We start from the raw sequence: 15,310 nt of genomic DNA, 5'->3' as shown, positions 1-15,310 counted from the left end.
ATGACCCTGAACAACTCCGAATTTGACGACGTGCGCCGCGACGAGGACATCGACGAGCCGATCGACGGACGCGACAGCCAGCCGGTCAGCGAAGGCTCCTCCGACGCCCCGCAGACCCTGGAATCCGAGGATCCGCTGCGCGGCCAGGACGCCATTCTGGACGAGGACGACGAACATGCCTTCGGCACCGGGCCGCTGGAGGGCGACGACGAGGAGCGGATCGTGGGCGACCCGCAGCTCGAACAGGACATCGACCCAGGGGTGGACGAAGCCCGGCCCGCCAACCAGGGCGACCACCGAGACGAACCGGACCTGGACTGACCCCAGGGCCTACCCACCCGCCCCGGCTGCCGGCTGGCAGCCGGGGCGCGGCGCGAGAGCACATACAGGAGGCAGCAATGACTGAGCGACTAGTGGCCGATACCCTCGTGGACCGGCTTGCCGAGTGGGGCGTCACCCGCATCTACGGCTACAGCGGGGACGGGATCAACACGTTCCTCGGCGCGCTGCGGCGCAAATCCATGCCGTTCATCCAGGCCCGGCATGAGGAAGCCGCCGGGTTCATGGCGGTGGCGCACAGCAAGTACGCGCTCGGCCAGCTTGGCCAGCAGGCCGATACCGGCACCGGGGTGGACATCGGGGTGATGACCTCCACCCAGGGCCCCGGGGCGGTGCACCTGCTCAACGCCCTGTACGACGCAAAACTGGACAGCATTCCGGTGGTGGCCATCGTCGGGCAGCAGAACCGGCCCTCCCTGGGCAGCGAATACCAGCAGGAAATCGACCTGGAGGGCATGTTCCAGGATGTGGCCGCCTACCGGGAGGAAGTGACCACCGCCGAACAGGTGATCCCGGTGCTTGACCGGGCGCTGCGCACCGCGCTGGCCACCTCCGCGCCCGCCGTGGTGATCGTGCCGCACGACGTGCAGCAGCAGGCCGAAAAGATCCCCGGCGGCTCCCACGGCCAGATTCCCACCGCCGCCAGCTGGCAGCGCTCCAACGCGATGCCCGGCGAAGCCGAACTGCAGCAGGCCGCGGCGCTGCTCGATGACAGCGAACGCATCACCCTGCTGGTCGGCCAGGGCGCCCGGCAGGCCGGGGAACAGGTGCGCCAACTGGCCCACGAGCTGGACGCGGCGGTGGTCACCAGCCTGCTGGGCAAACCTTACGTGGATGAAACCCTGCCCACCAGCGCCGGGGTCATGGGGCACCTGGGCACCTCGGCCAGCGCCGCGGTGATGGAGGAATGCGACGCCCTGCTGATCATTGGCTCCAATGACCCATGGACCGAGTTCTACCCCAAGCCCGGCAGCGCCCGGGGCGTGCAGATCGACATCTCCGCCCAGCGCCCGGGCAACCGCTACCCGGTGGAGGTCGCCCTGGTCGGCGACGCGGCGCTGAGCCTGGAACGGCTCCAACAGCTGATCACCCGCCGCGCCGGTCAGCGCGGCGCCTGGCGGGAACGGGTCGAGGAACACGTGCGCAACTGGCATGAGGTGCGCCGCCAGCGGGCCGCGGTGCCCGCCCGGCCGATCAACCCCGAACTGGTGGTGCGCGAACTGGGCGAACACCTGCCGCACGACGCCCAGCTGGCCCTGGACGTGGGAAGCTGCGTGTACTGGTACGCCCGGCAGCTGATCCTGCCGCCGAATGTGCCCGCCCACCTGTGCAGCACCCTGGCCAGCATGGGCGGGGGAGTGCCCTACGGGATCGCGGCCAAGCTGCTGCACCCGGACCGTCCGGTGGTGGTGCTGGCCGGCGACGGCGGCATGCAGATGAGCGGCAACGCGGAACTGATCACCCTGGCCGCCCAGTGGAAGAACTGGTCGAATCCCGGGTTCGTGGTCTGTGTGCTGAACAACTCCGATCTGGCCGAGGTCACCTGGGAGCAGCGTGAAACGGAAGGGGACCCGCGCTACGAGCAGAGCCAGCAGCTGCCCGGCTTCCCGTTCGCCGAATACGCCCGGCTGCTGGGTCTGGGCGGTATCAAGGTCACCGACCCGCAACAGCTCGGCGCCGCCTGGCACCAGGCGCTGAACGAGGAGCGCCCGGTGGTCCTGGAGGTGCACACCGACCCGGACACCCCGCTGCTGCCCCCGGTGCCGCACCTGATGCAGAAGCTGCCGGACCTGCGCAACGGCCTGGAACAGGAAGGCGATTCCGGCGCCCACGGCCTGGAGCTGCTGGAACGCTACGTGAAAATCGAAACCGACCTGTTCGGTTCGCAGGAGGGATAGCCCATGGAGGTCACCACCGTCGCCGACGGCATCTACCTGGTGTCCGCGGCCAACGTGAACTGCTATGTGGTGGAGGACGAGCAGGGCTGCACCCTCATCGATGCCGGCCTGCCCGCGATGCGCCACGCCCTGGCCGGGCTGCTGGCCGGACTGGAACGCCACGGCAAGCCGCTGCGGGCCATCGTGCTCACCCACGGACACTTCGACCACGTGGGCACCGCCCGCTGGGCCCAGCAGCGCTACCGGGTGCCGGTCTATGTGCACGCCCTGGACCGGCGGCTGGCCGCCCACCCCTACCGCTACCGGTCCCAGGGCAGCCGTCTGCTCTACCCGCTGGCCCACCCGCAGGCCCTGCCCGGGCTCGGGCAGATGATGCTGCATGGCGCCCTGTGGGTGCGCGGGGTGCAGGAAACCGACACCTGGCAGGAGCAGCAGCCGCTGCCGGTGCCCGGCAACCCGGTTCCGATCCACACCCCGGGGCACACCGACGGGCACTGCGCGCTGCACCTGCCCGAGCGTGACGTGGTGTTTTCCGGCGATGCGGTGGTGACCCTGGACCCGTACAACACCCGCACCGGTCCACGGATCGTGGCCAGCGCCGCCACCGCGGACCTTGACCAGGCGCTGCGCTCCCTGGGGCCCATCGCCCAGACCGAGGCCCGCACGCTGCTCAGCGGCCACGGCCAGCCCTGGCATTCCGGGGCCCGAAGCGCAGTGGAGGAGGCCCGGAAGGCGAAAGCCGACTAGGTCACCAGCCCACCAGAGCCTTCCGAGCGTATTCGATCGAACCCGCGTCCCCGCCCCGTCCAACTTCGGACGGGGCACGGACGCGGCCGTGTCAGACGGAATCGGTGGAATCCGCGGAGGCCTCCTGGGTGAAGAAGGAAACCTTCCCGCTGGCCTCCATGATCGCCAGGCGGATCTCACTGTATTTTTCGATGCCCGACTGGCGGGCCAGCATGCTCAGCTCGTCAATGCCGATGCGTTCACGGTGCAGCGCCTTGCGGTCAATCTGCCCGTCGCGCACCAGCACGATGGGCCGGCCCTGGGTGATCTTGCCGAACTTTGGCCAGCGCATGTTCGCATAGCCCAGGATCGCGGCGAGCAGGACCACGGTGGTCACCGCCAGCAGGCTGCCGGTCAGGCTGCGGTCGTTCATGGTGATTCCCTGCTGGACCAGGTCACCCAGGACCACGAAGACCACCAGTTCAAAGGAGCTCAGCTCCCCGAGGGTGGCCCGCCCCGCGGCGCGGGTGACCAGCCAGATAATGAAGAAGGCGATGGCTGCACGGATGACTATTTCCATTACGGAATCCTCCAGGTCTTGAAGTCAAGCGCAGCCGTCTCGGGTTTGCCGGTGTCCACGGTGAGGGTACCGGCGGTGGCCGGCTCCCACTCCTCGGACGCTTCGCCGGTCAGTTTCAGGTGAAACTCCTTGGCACCGGGTTCGGTGGCCAGGGTGAGCTGGATGTTCCCATCCCCATCGGCGGTCTGCGATTCGGGATCAGGGTAGATGTCCAGACCCTCGAAGAAGGAGAGGTACTCTTCGGTGAGCCCCACCGTGATCGTCTCCGGAAGGCCCTCGGAGTCATTGATGTCCAGTTCAAGCTCGATCTCATTGCCGGCCCGGGCCACCGACGGATAAGACAACTCCACGTTGCCGTTCTGCAGGTTTTGCGAGACCGTGGCCTCCCGATCAAAGGAGTGGGCCAGGGCCGCGAGGATGAACAGCGCCGTCGTCATCAGAATTAGAAGGCTGGCCAGTCTCCGCCTGCGGTTCTCATCCTCATCGATCACGTCATCCAGCGTTGAATCATTGACCTTCGCCTGGTAGATGTTCCGCATCGTCTCCTCCTGTCGATTTCTCCCCGAAAGGCTGAGCATTGAGCAGGGACAAAAACTGCATTATTCATACTCTCTATCACTGATGCTAGTTCTATTTCCCTTGTCAGAGTCTGGTTTCAGGATTCTCTCAGACAGCACCGAGTTACGGAAGAGGGGTGAGCGAAACAGTTTCGACAACGGGGCTCCCAGCCCTAAAGGACACTGGTAATCCTTGTTCTGCTCGGGGAGCAGCAACGAGAATCGTAGGCAACTGGAGTCTAGGAGACCTTCGGTTCATCAGCCTTATCGCAAGGACACATTCTCGAGACTTTGGGAAGGTGGTTATGGAACGCAGGAGCTTGAACCGGCCAGTGTTGGAAAAGTATTTGCGGGAGCACGCGCTAGCCTCACAGATGTGCCTCCGGTATCTGGGAGCTGTTTGTCATCAGTGGCGCAACACCGACCTCGGCCCGGAGCTGGCGAAGATGTATGAGCAGGTGCGTGATGACCATAATGACCTGCGCGCAATCATGGGCCGTCTGGGGTTTGAGGAGATTAGTGGTTGCAGGGTACGCATCGGCAACAAGTGTCTGTCCGACCGTTTTTCCACAATCAAGATGGGCATTCCACCGACAATGGCCGGTACTCAGATGCAGCTGGACGCGGTATGCGGTCTGCTGAGTTCGAAACTGGCCATGTGGAACACGCTGCTCTCGCTGGTGACCAGCGAGGAACGGCTGAACCCAGTCGAACTGATCAGCCTGGCCGAGCGCGGCCAGTGGCAGATTGACCGGGTGCACAGCCTCAGCAGCCAGATGCGGCCAGAGCAGTTCACCTACACGCGTCGGTGACCAGCACAGTGAGGCTGGGATACCAGAGTTGGCCAATACCTTTTTCGGGTAGGACCAGAAAACTCTGTGGGGTACCGCAGCACGGTACCCCACAGAGCGGTAAAGAAATGGGTTGATATGGGAAGGGGGTTGAGTCCTTGTCTAGGCGATTGCCAATGGTGAGGGCGCACGCCAGTAGGTGGGGATCTGGGTAGTCAGCAGCTCGGGCACACGCAGGGCCACGGCGCTGTAGCGCCAGAACCGGACCCGGAATGTCTCCCACAGTTTCGGGACGACCTTTTCATAGAGGCAGCCGATGGTTTCGTCCTTGCCCCAAACGTTCACGACTTCAAGCGCAGAGGTGCCCAAGGTGACGCGCAGCAGGCATAGCCGTTCCGGCTCCTGCTCCAGCATCGCGACGTAAACCGGGGTTTCATGTAGCGACACGAGCGCCATTACATCTTCCAGCGGTTCGTCGCTTCGGGTCATAATGATCGGAGTGCCAGGCACCCAGCCATGAGATTCCAAATGCTTTCTGCCGTACCGTGAGCCTAAGACCTCGGCAACGAGTTCGGCAGTCCGTGAACGCACCATGCGGTTCGTCATTTTCTACCTCCTTCAATTGAAAGTGTTCCGGGTGGAACTACCCGGAAAGCCCCGCGAGTATCGGCGCTGCCCCGACTCCAACCCCGGCTTGCGGATCAGCCAAAGGTAGGAAGTAGCGACGACCAAGGGCGTAGCCCTGACCCTAGCTGTGAAGTCAATCCCAAACTAGAGGCGGTGACCGGGGCCACTTTTTACTGTGGCAAAAAGGTTCCTCCATACGGCGCCGGCCTTTGGCGAAGCGGTCGGATGGGCTTGTGAATTAATCCTCCAAGTCCCTTCTGACAAACGTCCAATATTAGGAACTGGTGTTGTTACTCCTCTTGAGTGGGAGGCGATATGTCCGGGAAGGCGACCGATGCTTCCACGCTCGAAGCTGGGAACAAGCTGAGTGCGGCGCCTTTAGTTCTCCGGAGTGACTTGCAGGTTCGGTGCGGACAGCGCTATCCACTACGATCGAACCCGGGCGCCAACGAAGCCGTACCGTTAATCAACGCGGCACAAAGAAAAAGAGGGATTGATGAAACATCCACAGCCCAGCCAGATCCTGGAGGGGCGGGCGCTGCTGTTCGCGGTGCTGGCGCTGTCTATGGGTGGCTTTGGCATCGGAGTCACCGAATTCGCCATCATGGGTCTACTTCAGGAAGGCGGAGCGGATCTGGGCGTGAACAACGCCCAGATGGGGCTGATGATTAGCGCCTACGCCATCGGCGTCGTTGTGGGAGCGCCCATACTTACGGCGCTCGCGGCGAAGATCCCCCGCAAGCGCGCGGTGCAGTACCTGATGATCTTCTTCACGCTGGCCAACTTTTCCTCGGCCCTGGCACCCGACTACGGAACGATGCTGTTCACCCGCTTTCTCTCCGGGTTGCCGCACGGCGCCTACTTCGGCCTGGCTGGCGTGTTGGCCGGTTCCCTGGTGCCCGCTTCGATGCGCGGCCGGGCCATCGCCTGGGTCATGCTGGGCCTCTCGGTCGCCAACGTCGCCGGGGTGCCGCTGGTGACCAAGTTGGGTCAGGAGGCCGGCTGGCGTTCCATGTTCCTCGTTGTGGCAATCGTTGGACTGCTGACGCTGCTGATGCTCAGCATTTTCGTCCCATGGCGCAAGGCCGAGGCCGGAGCAAGTATCCGCCGGGAACTCTCGGCGCTTAAGAGTCTGCAGGTGTGGCTTGCCATGGCCACCGGCGTGGTTGGCTTCGGAGGGTTCTTCGCCGTCTATTCCTACATCAGCCCCACGCTGACCGACGTGACCGGTATGGACATCGGCCTGGTTCCGATCGCGCTGGCGCTCTACGGGGTGGGCATGGTGGTCGGGTCCTTGGTTGGCGGCCGGCTCGCGGATTGGTCCGTATTCGGTGCCATCAAGCTGACCTCGGTGATCATGGTGGTGGTCATGATCATCTTCGGGCTGGTCACCAGTTGGCTGATCCCCGCCTTCATCATGGTCTTCATCATGGGCGCCACCGGTTCGCTGCTGATCCCGAGCCTGCAGACGCTGCTCATGGATTCGGCGCCCCATGCCCAGTCGCTCGCCGCATCCCTGAACCACTCGGCACTGAACGTTGCCAACGCGATGGGCGCGGCGTTGGGCGCAGCGGTGATCAGCGCTGGTTTCGGCTACCGAGCCCCGGCATTTGTCGGCGCCATTTTGGCGGCCCTTGGGTTGGTTCTGGCCGTGATCACCGAATATCGCTCGCGCAAGCTCGGGCTGAAGATCGGCCGGGAAGCACTGGCTGAGACGGAATCCTCCGCTCGGTAGATCCTGACGGGTATGGAGGCGGCGCGACGCCCACGGTCCCGTAGATGAGGAAGGTTGGTTCTCCGGTTAAGGCCGAAGAACCACCCTTCCTTGATTCAGCGCAAGCCTACTGGCTGGCGTCCGCTCCAATATTGAACATCCAGGTGACCCCGTAGCGGTCGGTCAGCTGGCCAAAGTAGTCACCCCAGGGTGCTTGCTCCAGCGGGATGTCGATGTGTGAGTCCTTGCTGAGCTTAGACCACCATTCCTTGAGCGTATCGATCTCGGATGGCCCATCCTCACCGCTGCCGCTGATGGCGATTGTTCCATTGGGACCGACGTTCATGTCTGGGTGAGTGTCCGAGGCCATCAGATGCAGCCCGCGATCCACATAGAGCGAGGAGTGCATGATCTGATCCGCTACCTGTGGGTTGGTTTCCCCGGCACCTTCGGCGAAGGTCATGAAACTCAGTTCACCCCCAAACACCGAATGGTAGAGTTCCATCGCATCACGGGCGACTCCGCCGTAGCGCAGGTAGGGAGTCATTGCAACGGTCATTGGTTTCCCTCTCGTCTCATGGGAGCGAACTGTCCCGCGCTCATTCTTCCAGCTTGGGGTGGAACGCGGAAGGGTGCAGTGTGAGCAGCGTCTCGTGAGCTCGATTGGCGTTCAGGGCGGAGGTTCGGGTAGAGTTTTATCTCGGTTCGAAGGGAAGAAATTCCCCGGCAACCACACCTTCATCTGGGGGTATGGCGCAGTTGGTAGCGCGTCTGCATGGCATGCAGAAGGTCAGGGGTTCGAATCCCCTTACCTCCACCAGTAAAAAGTCCCGAGGCATCGCAAAATGCCTCGGGACTTTTTTATTTGCCTGATCTTTTCCGTCGGACTGGCGTTCGGTGGTCCGGCGGGAAAGGCTTGCCCGGCTTCGGCGCGGTAGCCGATAGCGTGCTGCCGTCAGCGTTTGCCGCTACGAAATGCCTGTCGGGAGTTTATGTGCTGGTAGATGCATGGAGCCTGGAACAGTACGGCCGCAGATGCTGCCGCCAACGCGATGCCGAATGCCACCATGGTCGTTTTCCGTGCCTGCAGGGCGGCCCATGAATGAGCCTTCCTCGAGACAGCTCGCCCAGGTTGGGGCTATGACGAATACGGTGAGTATCAGCCCGGAGACGTGCACCGAGGCCCGCAGACTGAGCAGGGTATGGAGTCGTCTATTTTGTTGCGCCCTGCACTTGCAGAACGTCGAGCGGATCGTGCCCGGCGCGCGGGTGCGCTCCCATGAATCTGCAGTAGTTAAGGGAAGCCGTTTACTGCTTGACTCGACTCCAGAGCGGAGTACACTCATAAATGAGTTCACTCATTATTTGATTGAGGATCGTGAGGACATGGCGCAGTTGTCGCGGCGGGACCGCAATGCACGAGAAAAACAAGAGCGGATCTTCCGCGCCGCTTCGGAACTTTTCGCCGAGCGCGGCTACGGGGCCGTGACCACTCAGGAAATCGCCAAACGTGCCGACGTCGCCGATGGCACCTTGTTCCGGTACGCGGCCTCCAAAAGTGAACTGCTGCTAATGGTGTACAACGAGGAATTTCGTGCCGCCCTGGAAGCCGGTGAAGCTCATGCTCAGCAGTCAGATCGGCCCGTCGAAGCCATCATGTCGCTGCTGGAGCCAGCGCTGGCCCGTGCCCGCCAGCAAGCCGAAAACAGCGCCGTCTACCAGCGCGAGCTGCTCTTTGGGGTCGCGGCAGAGCGTTATCGCTCCGAAGGCCTGGCCCTGGTGTCCCGCATCGAGAAATCAATCGCCGCGGTTATCCAGGCCGCAGCGGATGATCGCGGACTGGTCCAAGACCCGCAGGCAATCCGTGTCGCCAGCGCCGCGATCTTCGCGGCCATGCACCTGACCATTGCCCGTTCAACGACCGGTGCACACGGCGGAGCGGACGTCTTTGCCGACCTCAACGACCAGGTGTCCCAGATCGTGGCCGGGGTTCTGGCCACCCTGCCATCTGGAACCTGACCCCGGTGCCCGTACCTCCGGGTGACAGAACCACGACAAACTTGCCGGTTCCGCAGACAAGGCAACCGGTCATCAAGAAAAGGAGTAAGGCTATGAGCAGCATCAACAAGGTGACCGTGCTCGGCACGGGAGTTCTGGGATCGCAGATCGCATTCCAGAGCGCCTACAGCGGCTTCGAAGTCACTGCGTACGACATCTCCGATACGGCGCTGATCGGTGCGAAGGAACGCTTCGCCAAGCTTGTGGAAACCTACAAGGCCGAGGCCGTGGCAGGAGCCAACGAGGGGAAGGCCGACCAGGCGCTGACCCGCTTGAGCTATTCCTCGGATCTAGCCGACGCGGTGCGCGATGCCGACCTGGTGATCGAAGCGGTGCCCGAGGCCCTGGCCATTAAGCAGCAGACCTATGAGAAGCTCGCAGCGGTGGCGCCGGAAAGCGCGATCTTTGCCACCAACTCCTCCACCCTGCTGCCAAGCGCGATGAAGGACTTCACCGGGCGGCCCGAGAAGTTCCTGGCACTGCACTTCGCGAACAAGATCTGGCAGTTCAATACCGCCGAGGTCATGGGCACTGCGGACACCGATCCGGCAGTGTTCGAACAGATCGTGCAGTTTGCCAGCGAAATCGGGATGGTGCCCATCCCGGTGTACAAGGAGAAGTCCGGCTACGTGCTGAACTCACTGCTAGTTCCGTTCCTCAACGCCGCGGCGGAGCTGGCCGCCGGCGGCTACGCCGAACCGCAGGACGTGGACAAGGTCTGGCGGATCGCCACCGGCGCCCCCATGGGGCCGTTCCAGATCTACGACGTCATTGGGCTGACCACCCCGTACAACATCCTCGCCCACGGCGATGAGAAGGACCAGAAGCTGGCGGCCTGGCTGAAGGAAAACTACATCGACCAAGGCAAGCTCGGCATCGCCAGCGGCTCCGGGTTCTACACCTACTAGCAACACCAGGGCGCGCACCCAACACGTCACGCCACACACCGCTCGTGTGCATGACCCGGGTGGCGCCGCCAGCGAAAGCCGTGCTCTGCCGTCCAGATCAACGCCTGGAGAGGTGTTCCCGGCCCTCTGAACCCCCTAGACAGCGGGCCGGTGATGCAGAAGCATGGACAGGAGTGCACGGTGGAATGAGGAGACTGGAATGCAGCGCGAGGAAGCACCGGGCCCTGGCGGGCCCACTGCGGCGGCGAACCGGGCAAGGATCAGCATTCAGGGCGTCCGGGTAGGGCACTGGAGCGATCCCCGGGCGATGACAGGATGCACGCTCATCGAGCTGCCCGAGGGCAGCGTGGGCTCCTATGAGGTGCGCGGTGGTGCCCCGGCCACGCGGGAACTAGATGTGCTGCACCCGCAAAAGACCGTGGCCCGCGTGGATGGAGTGCTGCTCACCGGCGGTTCGGCGTTCGGCCTGGCAGCCGCCGACGGGGTGATGCGCTGGATGGAGGAGCAGGGGCGCGGGGTGCCCACCCCGGCCGGCAGTGTGCCGATCGTTCCGGCCCTGGGGCTCTTTGACCTCGCGCTGGGTGAGAGCAGCATCCGCCCGGACGCCCAGGCCGGCTACCGGGCGGCCAGCAGCGCTGCCGCCGAATTTGAGGTGGGACCGGTTGGGGCGGGTACCGGGGCGCGCTCGAGTCAATGGCGCGGTCCAGGGCAGGCACACCGCGCCGGCCTGGGCTTTGCCGAACACCGGCTGGGGCAGCTGCGAGTCGCGGCGATCTGCGCCGTCAATGCCTTCGGCGACATCCGGCAGGAATCCGACCCGCCCTCCTTCTCCGCGGCCGAAGCCTTCGCCGCCCTGGCCTCCAGACCGCTGCCGCGCACCCACACGACCATCGGGGTGGTCATCACCAACGCGCAACTGGACAAGGTCGGCTGCAAGGTGGTGGCCGAGGGCGGGCACGACGGGTTGGCGCGGGCGGTCTTCCCGCCGCACACCCGGATGGACGGAGATGCCCTGATCGCCGTGGCCACCGGGCAGGTGTCCGCCCCAGTGGACACCGTGCGGATGCTGGCGAACGCCGCCGTCGCCGACGCGATCCGCTCGCGCGGCTAAACCCGCCCACCGCGGCTTCGGCAGGCGGGACACCGGTCCCGGGGTTACTGCACGTCCGAGTCCGGGGGAGCGATCCGCATGGTGCGCTGCGGGCTGACCGACTCCACCTTCTCCACCTGGCGCAGCGCGTCAACGTGCTCCGCCGTGGTGGTGCCGGTGACCTGGCCCAGGGTCTTGAGCACGTTGTCCACCATCAGCCCCGCGGCGCGCAGCTTCTCGGCGACGTCATCAATCTGGGCCAGGTCCTCGGAGCGGATCGTGACAATCACCGTCTCGGTCACCTGGGATTCCTGCTTCTTTTCGTCCATCGCACCCTACTTCGTGTTGACCGCACCGGGTTGTTCGGGCCGGCACCGCGGCTCCGATGCCCCTGGCGGTGCGGCGTCTGGATGTGCCTTGGCTCCTAGGCCTGGGCCGGGGGCGGGGCCTGGGTCATCCCGGCCCCCACGTCCACGGAGAACTGCTCCAGGCGTTCGCCTTCCTGCACCAGCTCCGCCCACAGTTCCCGGGCCCGGAAGCCGGTGGCCTCGCACAGCAGGGCTGCGACTCCGGCAACGTGCGGGGTGGCCATCGAGGTGCCGCTGATGGTGTTGTAGCGTTGCTCGCCGGGCCACGAGGAGTAGATGCGCACCCCGGGTCCGGAGATGTCCACCTGCCCGCCGCGGCCGGGCAGCGTGCGGGCGGAGAAGTCGGCCACCTTCAGCCCCTCGTCCAGGGCCGCCACCGCCATGACGAACGGGCTGTTCGCCGGGGCGCCGACGAACCCGTAGTTCCCCTGGGGGCGGCGGGCGTTGTTGCCGGCCGCGGCCACGATCAGCGACCCCAGCTCCAGGGCCCGGCGTCCGGCGGCCACATAGGGCGGGTGCACCTCCCGCACGTCCGCGCCCAGCGACATGGAGATCACCTGGCACTCGTTCTCCAATGCCCAGTCGATCCCGCCCAGGATCTGGGCGTCGGTGCCCGAACCCGAGTTGCCCAGCACCTTGCCGGCGAAGATGCTCGCCCCGGAAGCCACCCCGTAGCCGCGCTGGCCGGGCACGCCGCGCGGGCCGCAGGCGGTGCCGATGCAGTGGGTTCCGTGCCCGTGCCCGTCTAGGGCGTCCTCACCCTCCACGAAGGACTTGGTGGTGACCTGCCGGCCGGCGAAGTCCGGGTGGTTCTCGTCGAACCCGGTGTCCAGCACGGCCACCTTCACCCCGGCCCCGGTGTACCCCGATTCCACGGCCTTCACCGCCTGCAGTCCCCAGGTCAGCTCGTCGGTGTCCGCGTATGCCGGCCGCTCGGCCGCGGCCACGTCCCCGGTGTTGACCTGGATGCGGTAGATCCGTTCGGGCACCACCTTCATCGGCAGGCGCCGGGAGGCGCAGCGTTCGCGCAGCTGTTCGACCTGCCCGGACTCGCTGTCCACCACGGCCATGCCCAGCCGGGGAAAGTAGTGCTTGAGCGAGTAGCCCTCGTCGGAAAGCACCTCGGGCGCCTGCTCCTGCAGCACCCCCAGGCTGGTCATCGGGGTGCCCACCGGCTCGGCGCCGTCGAAGATGACGACGTAGCGTCCGGGGATCGCCTCGGAGGTGATGCTCACGGACAGCGGCTCATCGGGATCGAACATGACCAGCTCCTTTTCACGGCGCGCCGCCGGGATGAACCCCTGGCAGCCACGGGTATCGGCCTACTCAGGCGAGTACCCAGCACTCTACTCGTCCCGCCCGCCGCTGGGTAGGTCTGCCCGCCCCCGGCAGCTGGTGCCTCCGATGGCCTAGCGCCGCAGGGCACGCAGCGCCTCAAAGCCCAGGATCAGCAGCGCCAGGGCCAGCAGGCCGTAGACGGCCAGATCCGTGGGCGCCAACCGCTCGCCCAGCAGCAGCGCGACGGCCACCAGGATCAGCGGCTCCAGGTAGGAGAGCAGGCCAAACAGCGGCAGCGGCAGCAGCCGGGACGCCGCCAGGTAGGCCACCATCGCCACCGCCCCGCATACGGCGATCACCGCGACGCCCGCCTGCTGTCCGGGCTGATGCGACGGACCGGGCAGGACGGCCAGCAGCACCAGGGCCGGCGGGGTCAGCACCGCGGCCTCCACCGCAAAACCGGCCCGGTGATCCAGCCCGGTGTGGTGCCGCAGCATGAAGTACACCGGATAGACCAGGGCGATGAACCAGGTCACCCAGGAGAACGTCGGAGCCACCGCGATCTTCAGCGCCAGCGCCAGCGCGGCCACCACGACGCTGAGCCACTGCAACATGGAGACCGGGGACTTGAACACAAAGCGCCCGCCGAGCACCAGGGTGATGGGCAGCAGCAGGAAACCCAGCGAAGCGTCCAGCGCCTTGCCGTGGGCCGGGGCCCAGACGAACAGCCACAGCTGCACGCCCACCATCAGGCTCAGCGGCAGCAGCAGCCACAGGTGGGTGCGGCGGGCGGTGAGCAGCGTGAAGTATTCCCCCAGGGCGCGTCGACCCGAGGACAACAGCAAAGCCGGAAGATAGCAGCCCAGGATCGCCAGCACCCGCCAGGCAAAGACATATTCGGCCGAGGCCTGCACCCTGCCCGAAACCAGGAAGATGACGCCAAAGAGCAGGGAGGCTCCCACCGAGGCGATCACGCCGCGGCCCGTTGTGCCCGAGCCAGAACGCACAGAACCTCCCTGGGTGTGGTGAGCGGGTGACCGGCCGCGCTCCGGCGACGGGCGCGAACCTCAATTCCCCAGCATTGCCCAGCGGTTGCGGGAGCACAACTTCATGTCCGTGCCCATGGGCACCGCCCCCTGCGCCACCACACGAGAGCCAATAAATCGTACTTATTGTTCTAGTTGATCCTATATATCTGCTATAACTGAGAGCGGACGCGCCCTCCGGCAGCCACCGGGGTCGGCCGTCACTGAGTGCGACGTCGAGGTCGACCGGGGTTCCCGTGGTTGTCGGCGTCGTGAGCAACAACCCCCACGCCTGCTGCGGCAGGCACAGAGAAGGAATCCGCATGAGCCAGCTCTTTGACCTCACCGGACGCCTGGCACTGGTGACCGGCTCCTCCCGCGGCATCGGCCGCGAACTGGCCGCGGCGCTCGCCGAGGCCGGTGCAACGGTGATCCTGCACGGACGCGACCCCCAGCGGCTGGCGCAGACCGTCGCGCAGTTCACCGACCGCTTCGGCGCCGAACGCATTCACCACACCTGCTTCGACGTCACCGACGCCACCGCGGTGGCCGAAGCCATCACCCGCATCGAAACCGAGATCGGCCCGCTGCGCATCCTGGTCAACAACGCCGGCATCCAGCACCGGGTCCCGCTGCTGGAACTGGCGGCCGAGGATTGGCAACGGGTCATTGACACGAACCTGACCAGCGCGTTCCTGGTTGGCAGGGAAGCCGCGCGCGGCATGGTGAAGCGCGGCGCGGGCAAGATCATCAACATCTGCTCGGTGCAGACCGACCTGGCCCGGCCCACCATCTCCGCCTACACCGCCGCCAAGGGCGGGCTGCGCAACCTCACCCGCGCGATGACGTCGGAATGGGCCGGCCACGGAATCCAGGTCAACGGCATCGCCCCGGGCTACATCCACACCGAAATGACCCAAAACCTCGTCGACGACGAGCAGTTCAACTCCTGGATCCTGGGCCGCACCCCGGCCAACCGCTGGGGCACCGTCGCGGATCTGGCCGGACCGGCCATCTGGCTGGCCTCCGACGGCTCCAACTACGTCAACGGGCAGACCATCTTCATCGACGGAGGCATGAGCGTTGTCGTCTAACCCCACTGCCACGCAAACCACCGCGGTCATCGCCCATGCGGCCGGGGACCTGCGCGTCGCCGAGATCCAGCTGCCGGCTCCCCGGCCCGACGAGGCCCGCGTGGCCATCGCCTACGGCGGGATCTGCGGATCCGACCTGCACTACTGGCAGCACGGGGCTGCCGGCGAATCGATCCTGAAGGCCCCGATGGTGCTCGGGCACGAGATCGTGGGCACCGTGCTGGAAGCCGCCGCCGATGGCAGCAGCCCGACCGCCG

General features: G+C 65.4%; 17 protein-coding genes and 1 tRNA gene. 11 read left to right on the top strand and 7 right to left on the bottom strand.

The features are described from left to right. The 3 genes from RCJ92_RS08100 (at nt 1) to RCJ92_RS08090 (ending at nt 2,984) form a co-directional block, all read left to right on the top strand. Nucleotides 1-321, top strand: coding sequence for a hypothetical protein (locus RCJ92_RS08100; RefSeq protein ID WP_343833651.1), 321 nt, complete (start codon nt 1-3; stop codon nt 319-321). Nucleotides 322-398: 77 nt separating this feature from the next. Beyond that, nucleotides 399-2,237, top strand: a complete 1,839-nt coding sequence (locus RCJ92_RS08095; protein ID WP_343833649.1) for a thiamine pyrophosphate-requiring protein — start codon at nt 399-401, stop codon at nt 2,235-2,237. A 3-nt stretch (nt 2,238-2,240) separates the two neighbouring features. Next, the gene (locus RCJ92_RS08090) at nt 2,241-2,984 is read left to right on the top strand and encodes an MBL fold metallo-hydrolase (protein ID WP_446754283.1); all 744 of its coding nucleotides are present in this window, start codon (nt 2,241-2,243) and stop codon (nt 2,982-2,984) included. Nucleotides 2,985-3,075: 91 nt separating this feature from the next. On the opposite strand, the gene RCJ92_RS08085 is transcribed toward RCJ92_RS08090, so the two are convergent. After that, a complete protein-coding gene (locus RCJ92_RS08085) occupies nt 3,076-3,543 on the bottom strand; it encodes a DUF421 domain-containing protein (protein ID WP_343833647.1) in 468 nt (155 codons plus the stop codon). Then, nucleotides 3,543-4,082 carry a hypothetical protein gene (locus RCJ92_RS08080; RefSeq protein WP_138927082.1) on the bottom strand — a complete coding sequence of 180 codons (540 nt, stop codon included), beginning with the start codon at nt 4,080-4,082 and terminating at the stop codon, nt 3,543-3,545. Before RCJ92_RS08080 ends, RCJ92_RS08085 begins: the two co-directional genes overlap by 1 nt. Before the next feature lie 350 nt (nt 4,083-4,432). Between RCJ92_RS08080 and RCJ92_RS08075 the strand changes: the two genes are divergently transcribed. Further along, on the top strand, nt 4,433-4,912 hold the full coding sequence (locus RCJ92_RS08075) for a hypothetical protein (RefSeq protein WP_138175977.1): 480 nt from the start codon (nt 4,433-4,435) through the stop codon (nt 4,910-4,912). A gap of 141 nt (nt 4,913-5,053) precedes the next feature. On the opposite strand, the gene RCJ92_RS08070 is transcribed toward RCJ92_RS08075, so the two are convergent. Further along, complete coding sequence (locus RCJ92_RS08070; RefSeq protein ID WP_054821076.1) at nt 5,054-5,497, bottom strand: hypothetical protein; 444 nt, start codon at nt 5,495-5,497, stop codon at nt 5,054-5,056. Nucleotides 5,498-6,014: 517 nt separating this feature from the next. Between RCJ92_RS08070 and RCJ92_RS08065 the strand changes: the two genes are divergently transcribed. After that, a complete protein-coding gene (locus RCJ92_RS08065; RefSeq protein ID WP_360026840.1) occupies nt 6,015-7,253 on the top strand; it encodes an MFS transporter in 1,239 nt (412 codons plus the stop codon). Between the two features lie 106 nt (nt 7,254-7,359). Here RCJ92_RS08065 and RCJ92_RS08060 read toward each other — a convergent pair whose 3' ends face one another. After that, the gene (locus tag RCJ92_RS08060; RefSeq protein ID WP_054821075.1) at nt 7,360-7,791 is read right to left on the bottom strand and encodes a VOC family protein; all 432 of its coding nucleotides are present in this window, start codon (nt 7,789-7,791) and stop codon (nt 7,360-7,362) included. 185 nt (nt 7,792-7,976) lie between these two features. Here RCJ92_RS08060 and RCJ92_RS08055 point away from each other — a divergent pair. The 4 genes from RCJ92_RS08055 to RCJ92_RS08040 all read left to right on the top strand — a co-directional run bounded on the left by RCJ92_RS08055 (nt 7,977) and on the right by RCJ92_RS08040 (nt 11,309). Continuing rightward, a tRNA-Ala gene (locus tag RCJ92_RS08055) sits at nt 7,977-8,052 on the top strand. Nucleotides 8,053-8,465: 413 nt separating this feature from the next. After that, the gene (locus RCJ92_RS08050; protein ID WP_279402538.1) at nt 8,466-9,251 is read left to right on the top strand and encodes a TetR/AcrR family transcriptional regulator; all 786 of its coding nucleotides are present in this window, start codon (nt 8,466-8,468) and stop codon (nt 9,249-9,251) included. 92 nt (nt 9,252-9,343) lie between these two features. Further along, complete coding sequence (locus RCJ92_RS08045; RefSeq protein WP_360026837.1) at nt 9,344-10,198, top strand: 3-hydroxyacyl-CoA dehydrogenase; 855 nt, start codon at nt 9,344-9,346, stop codon at nt 10,196-10,198. Nucleotides 10,199-10,361: 163 nt separating this feature from the next. Further along, nucleotides 10,362-11,309: a P1 family peptidase gene (locus RCJ92_RS08040; protein WP_446754282.1), complete on the top strand. Its 948-nt coding sequence runs from the start codon at nt 10,362-10,364 to the stop codon at nt 11,307-11,309. A gap of 44 nt (nt 11,310-11,353) precedes the next feature. Here the strand turns inward: RCJ92_RS08040 and RCJ92_RS08035 are convergent, their stop codons facing one another. From RCJ92_RS08035 to RCJ92_RS08025, 3 genes are all read right to left on the bottom strand, one after another. Next, nucleotides 11,354-11,617, bottom strand: coding sequence for a hypothetical protein (locus tag RCJ92_RS08035; RefSeq protein ID WP_138175995.1), 264 nt, complete (start codon nt 11,615-11,617; stop codon nt 11,354-11,356). A 95-nt stretch (nt 11,618-11,712) separates the two neighbouring features. Then, the gene (locus RCJ92_RS08030; protein ID WP_138927087.1) at nt 11,713-12,918 is read right to left on the bottom strand and encodes a S8 family serine peptidase; all 1,206 of its coding nucleotides are present in this window, start codon (nt 12,916-12,918) and stop codon (nt 11,713-11,715) included. Nucleotides 12,919-13,065: 147 nt separating this feature from the next. Beyond that, complete coding sequence (locus tag RCJ92_RS08025) at nt 13,066-13,941, bottom strand: permease (RefSeq protein ID WP_446754281.1); 876 nt, start codon at nt 13,939-13,941, stop codon at nt 13,066-13,068. Nucleotides 13,942-14,282: 341 nt separating this feature from the next. Here RCJ92_RS08025 and RCJ92_RS08020 point away from each other — a divergent pair, with 341 nt between their 5' ends. After that, nucleotides 14,283-15,053, top strand: coding sequence for an SDR family oxidoreductase (locus RCJ92_RS08020; RefSeq protein ID WP_138927089.1), 771 nt, complete (start codon nt 14,283-14,285; stop codon nt 15,051-15,053). Further along, nucleotides 15,043-15,310, top strand: a 268-nt coding sequence (locus RCJ92_RS08015; protein WP_446754280.1) for an alcohol dehydrogenase catalytic domain-containing protein, incomplete at its 3' end; no start/stop codon positions are given. The genes RCJ92_RS08020 and RCJ92_RS08015, both read left to right, overlap by 11 nt.

The sequence above is a fragment of the Glutamicibacter sp. BSL13 genome (assembly GCF_052928425.1).
Note: the sequence above shows the minus strand (reverse complement) of the source record. Positions and strands in the feature narration are given on the sequence as shown.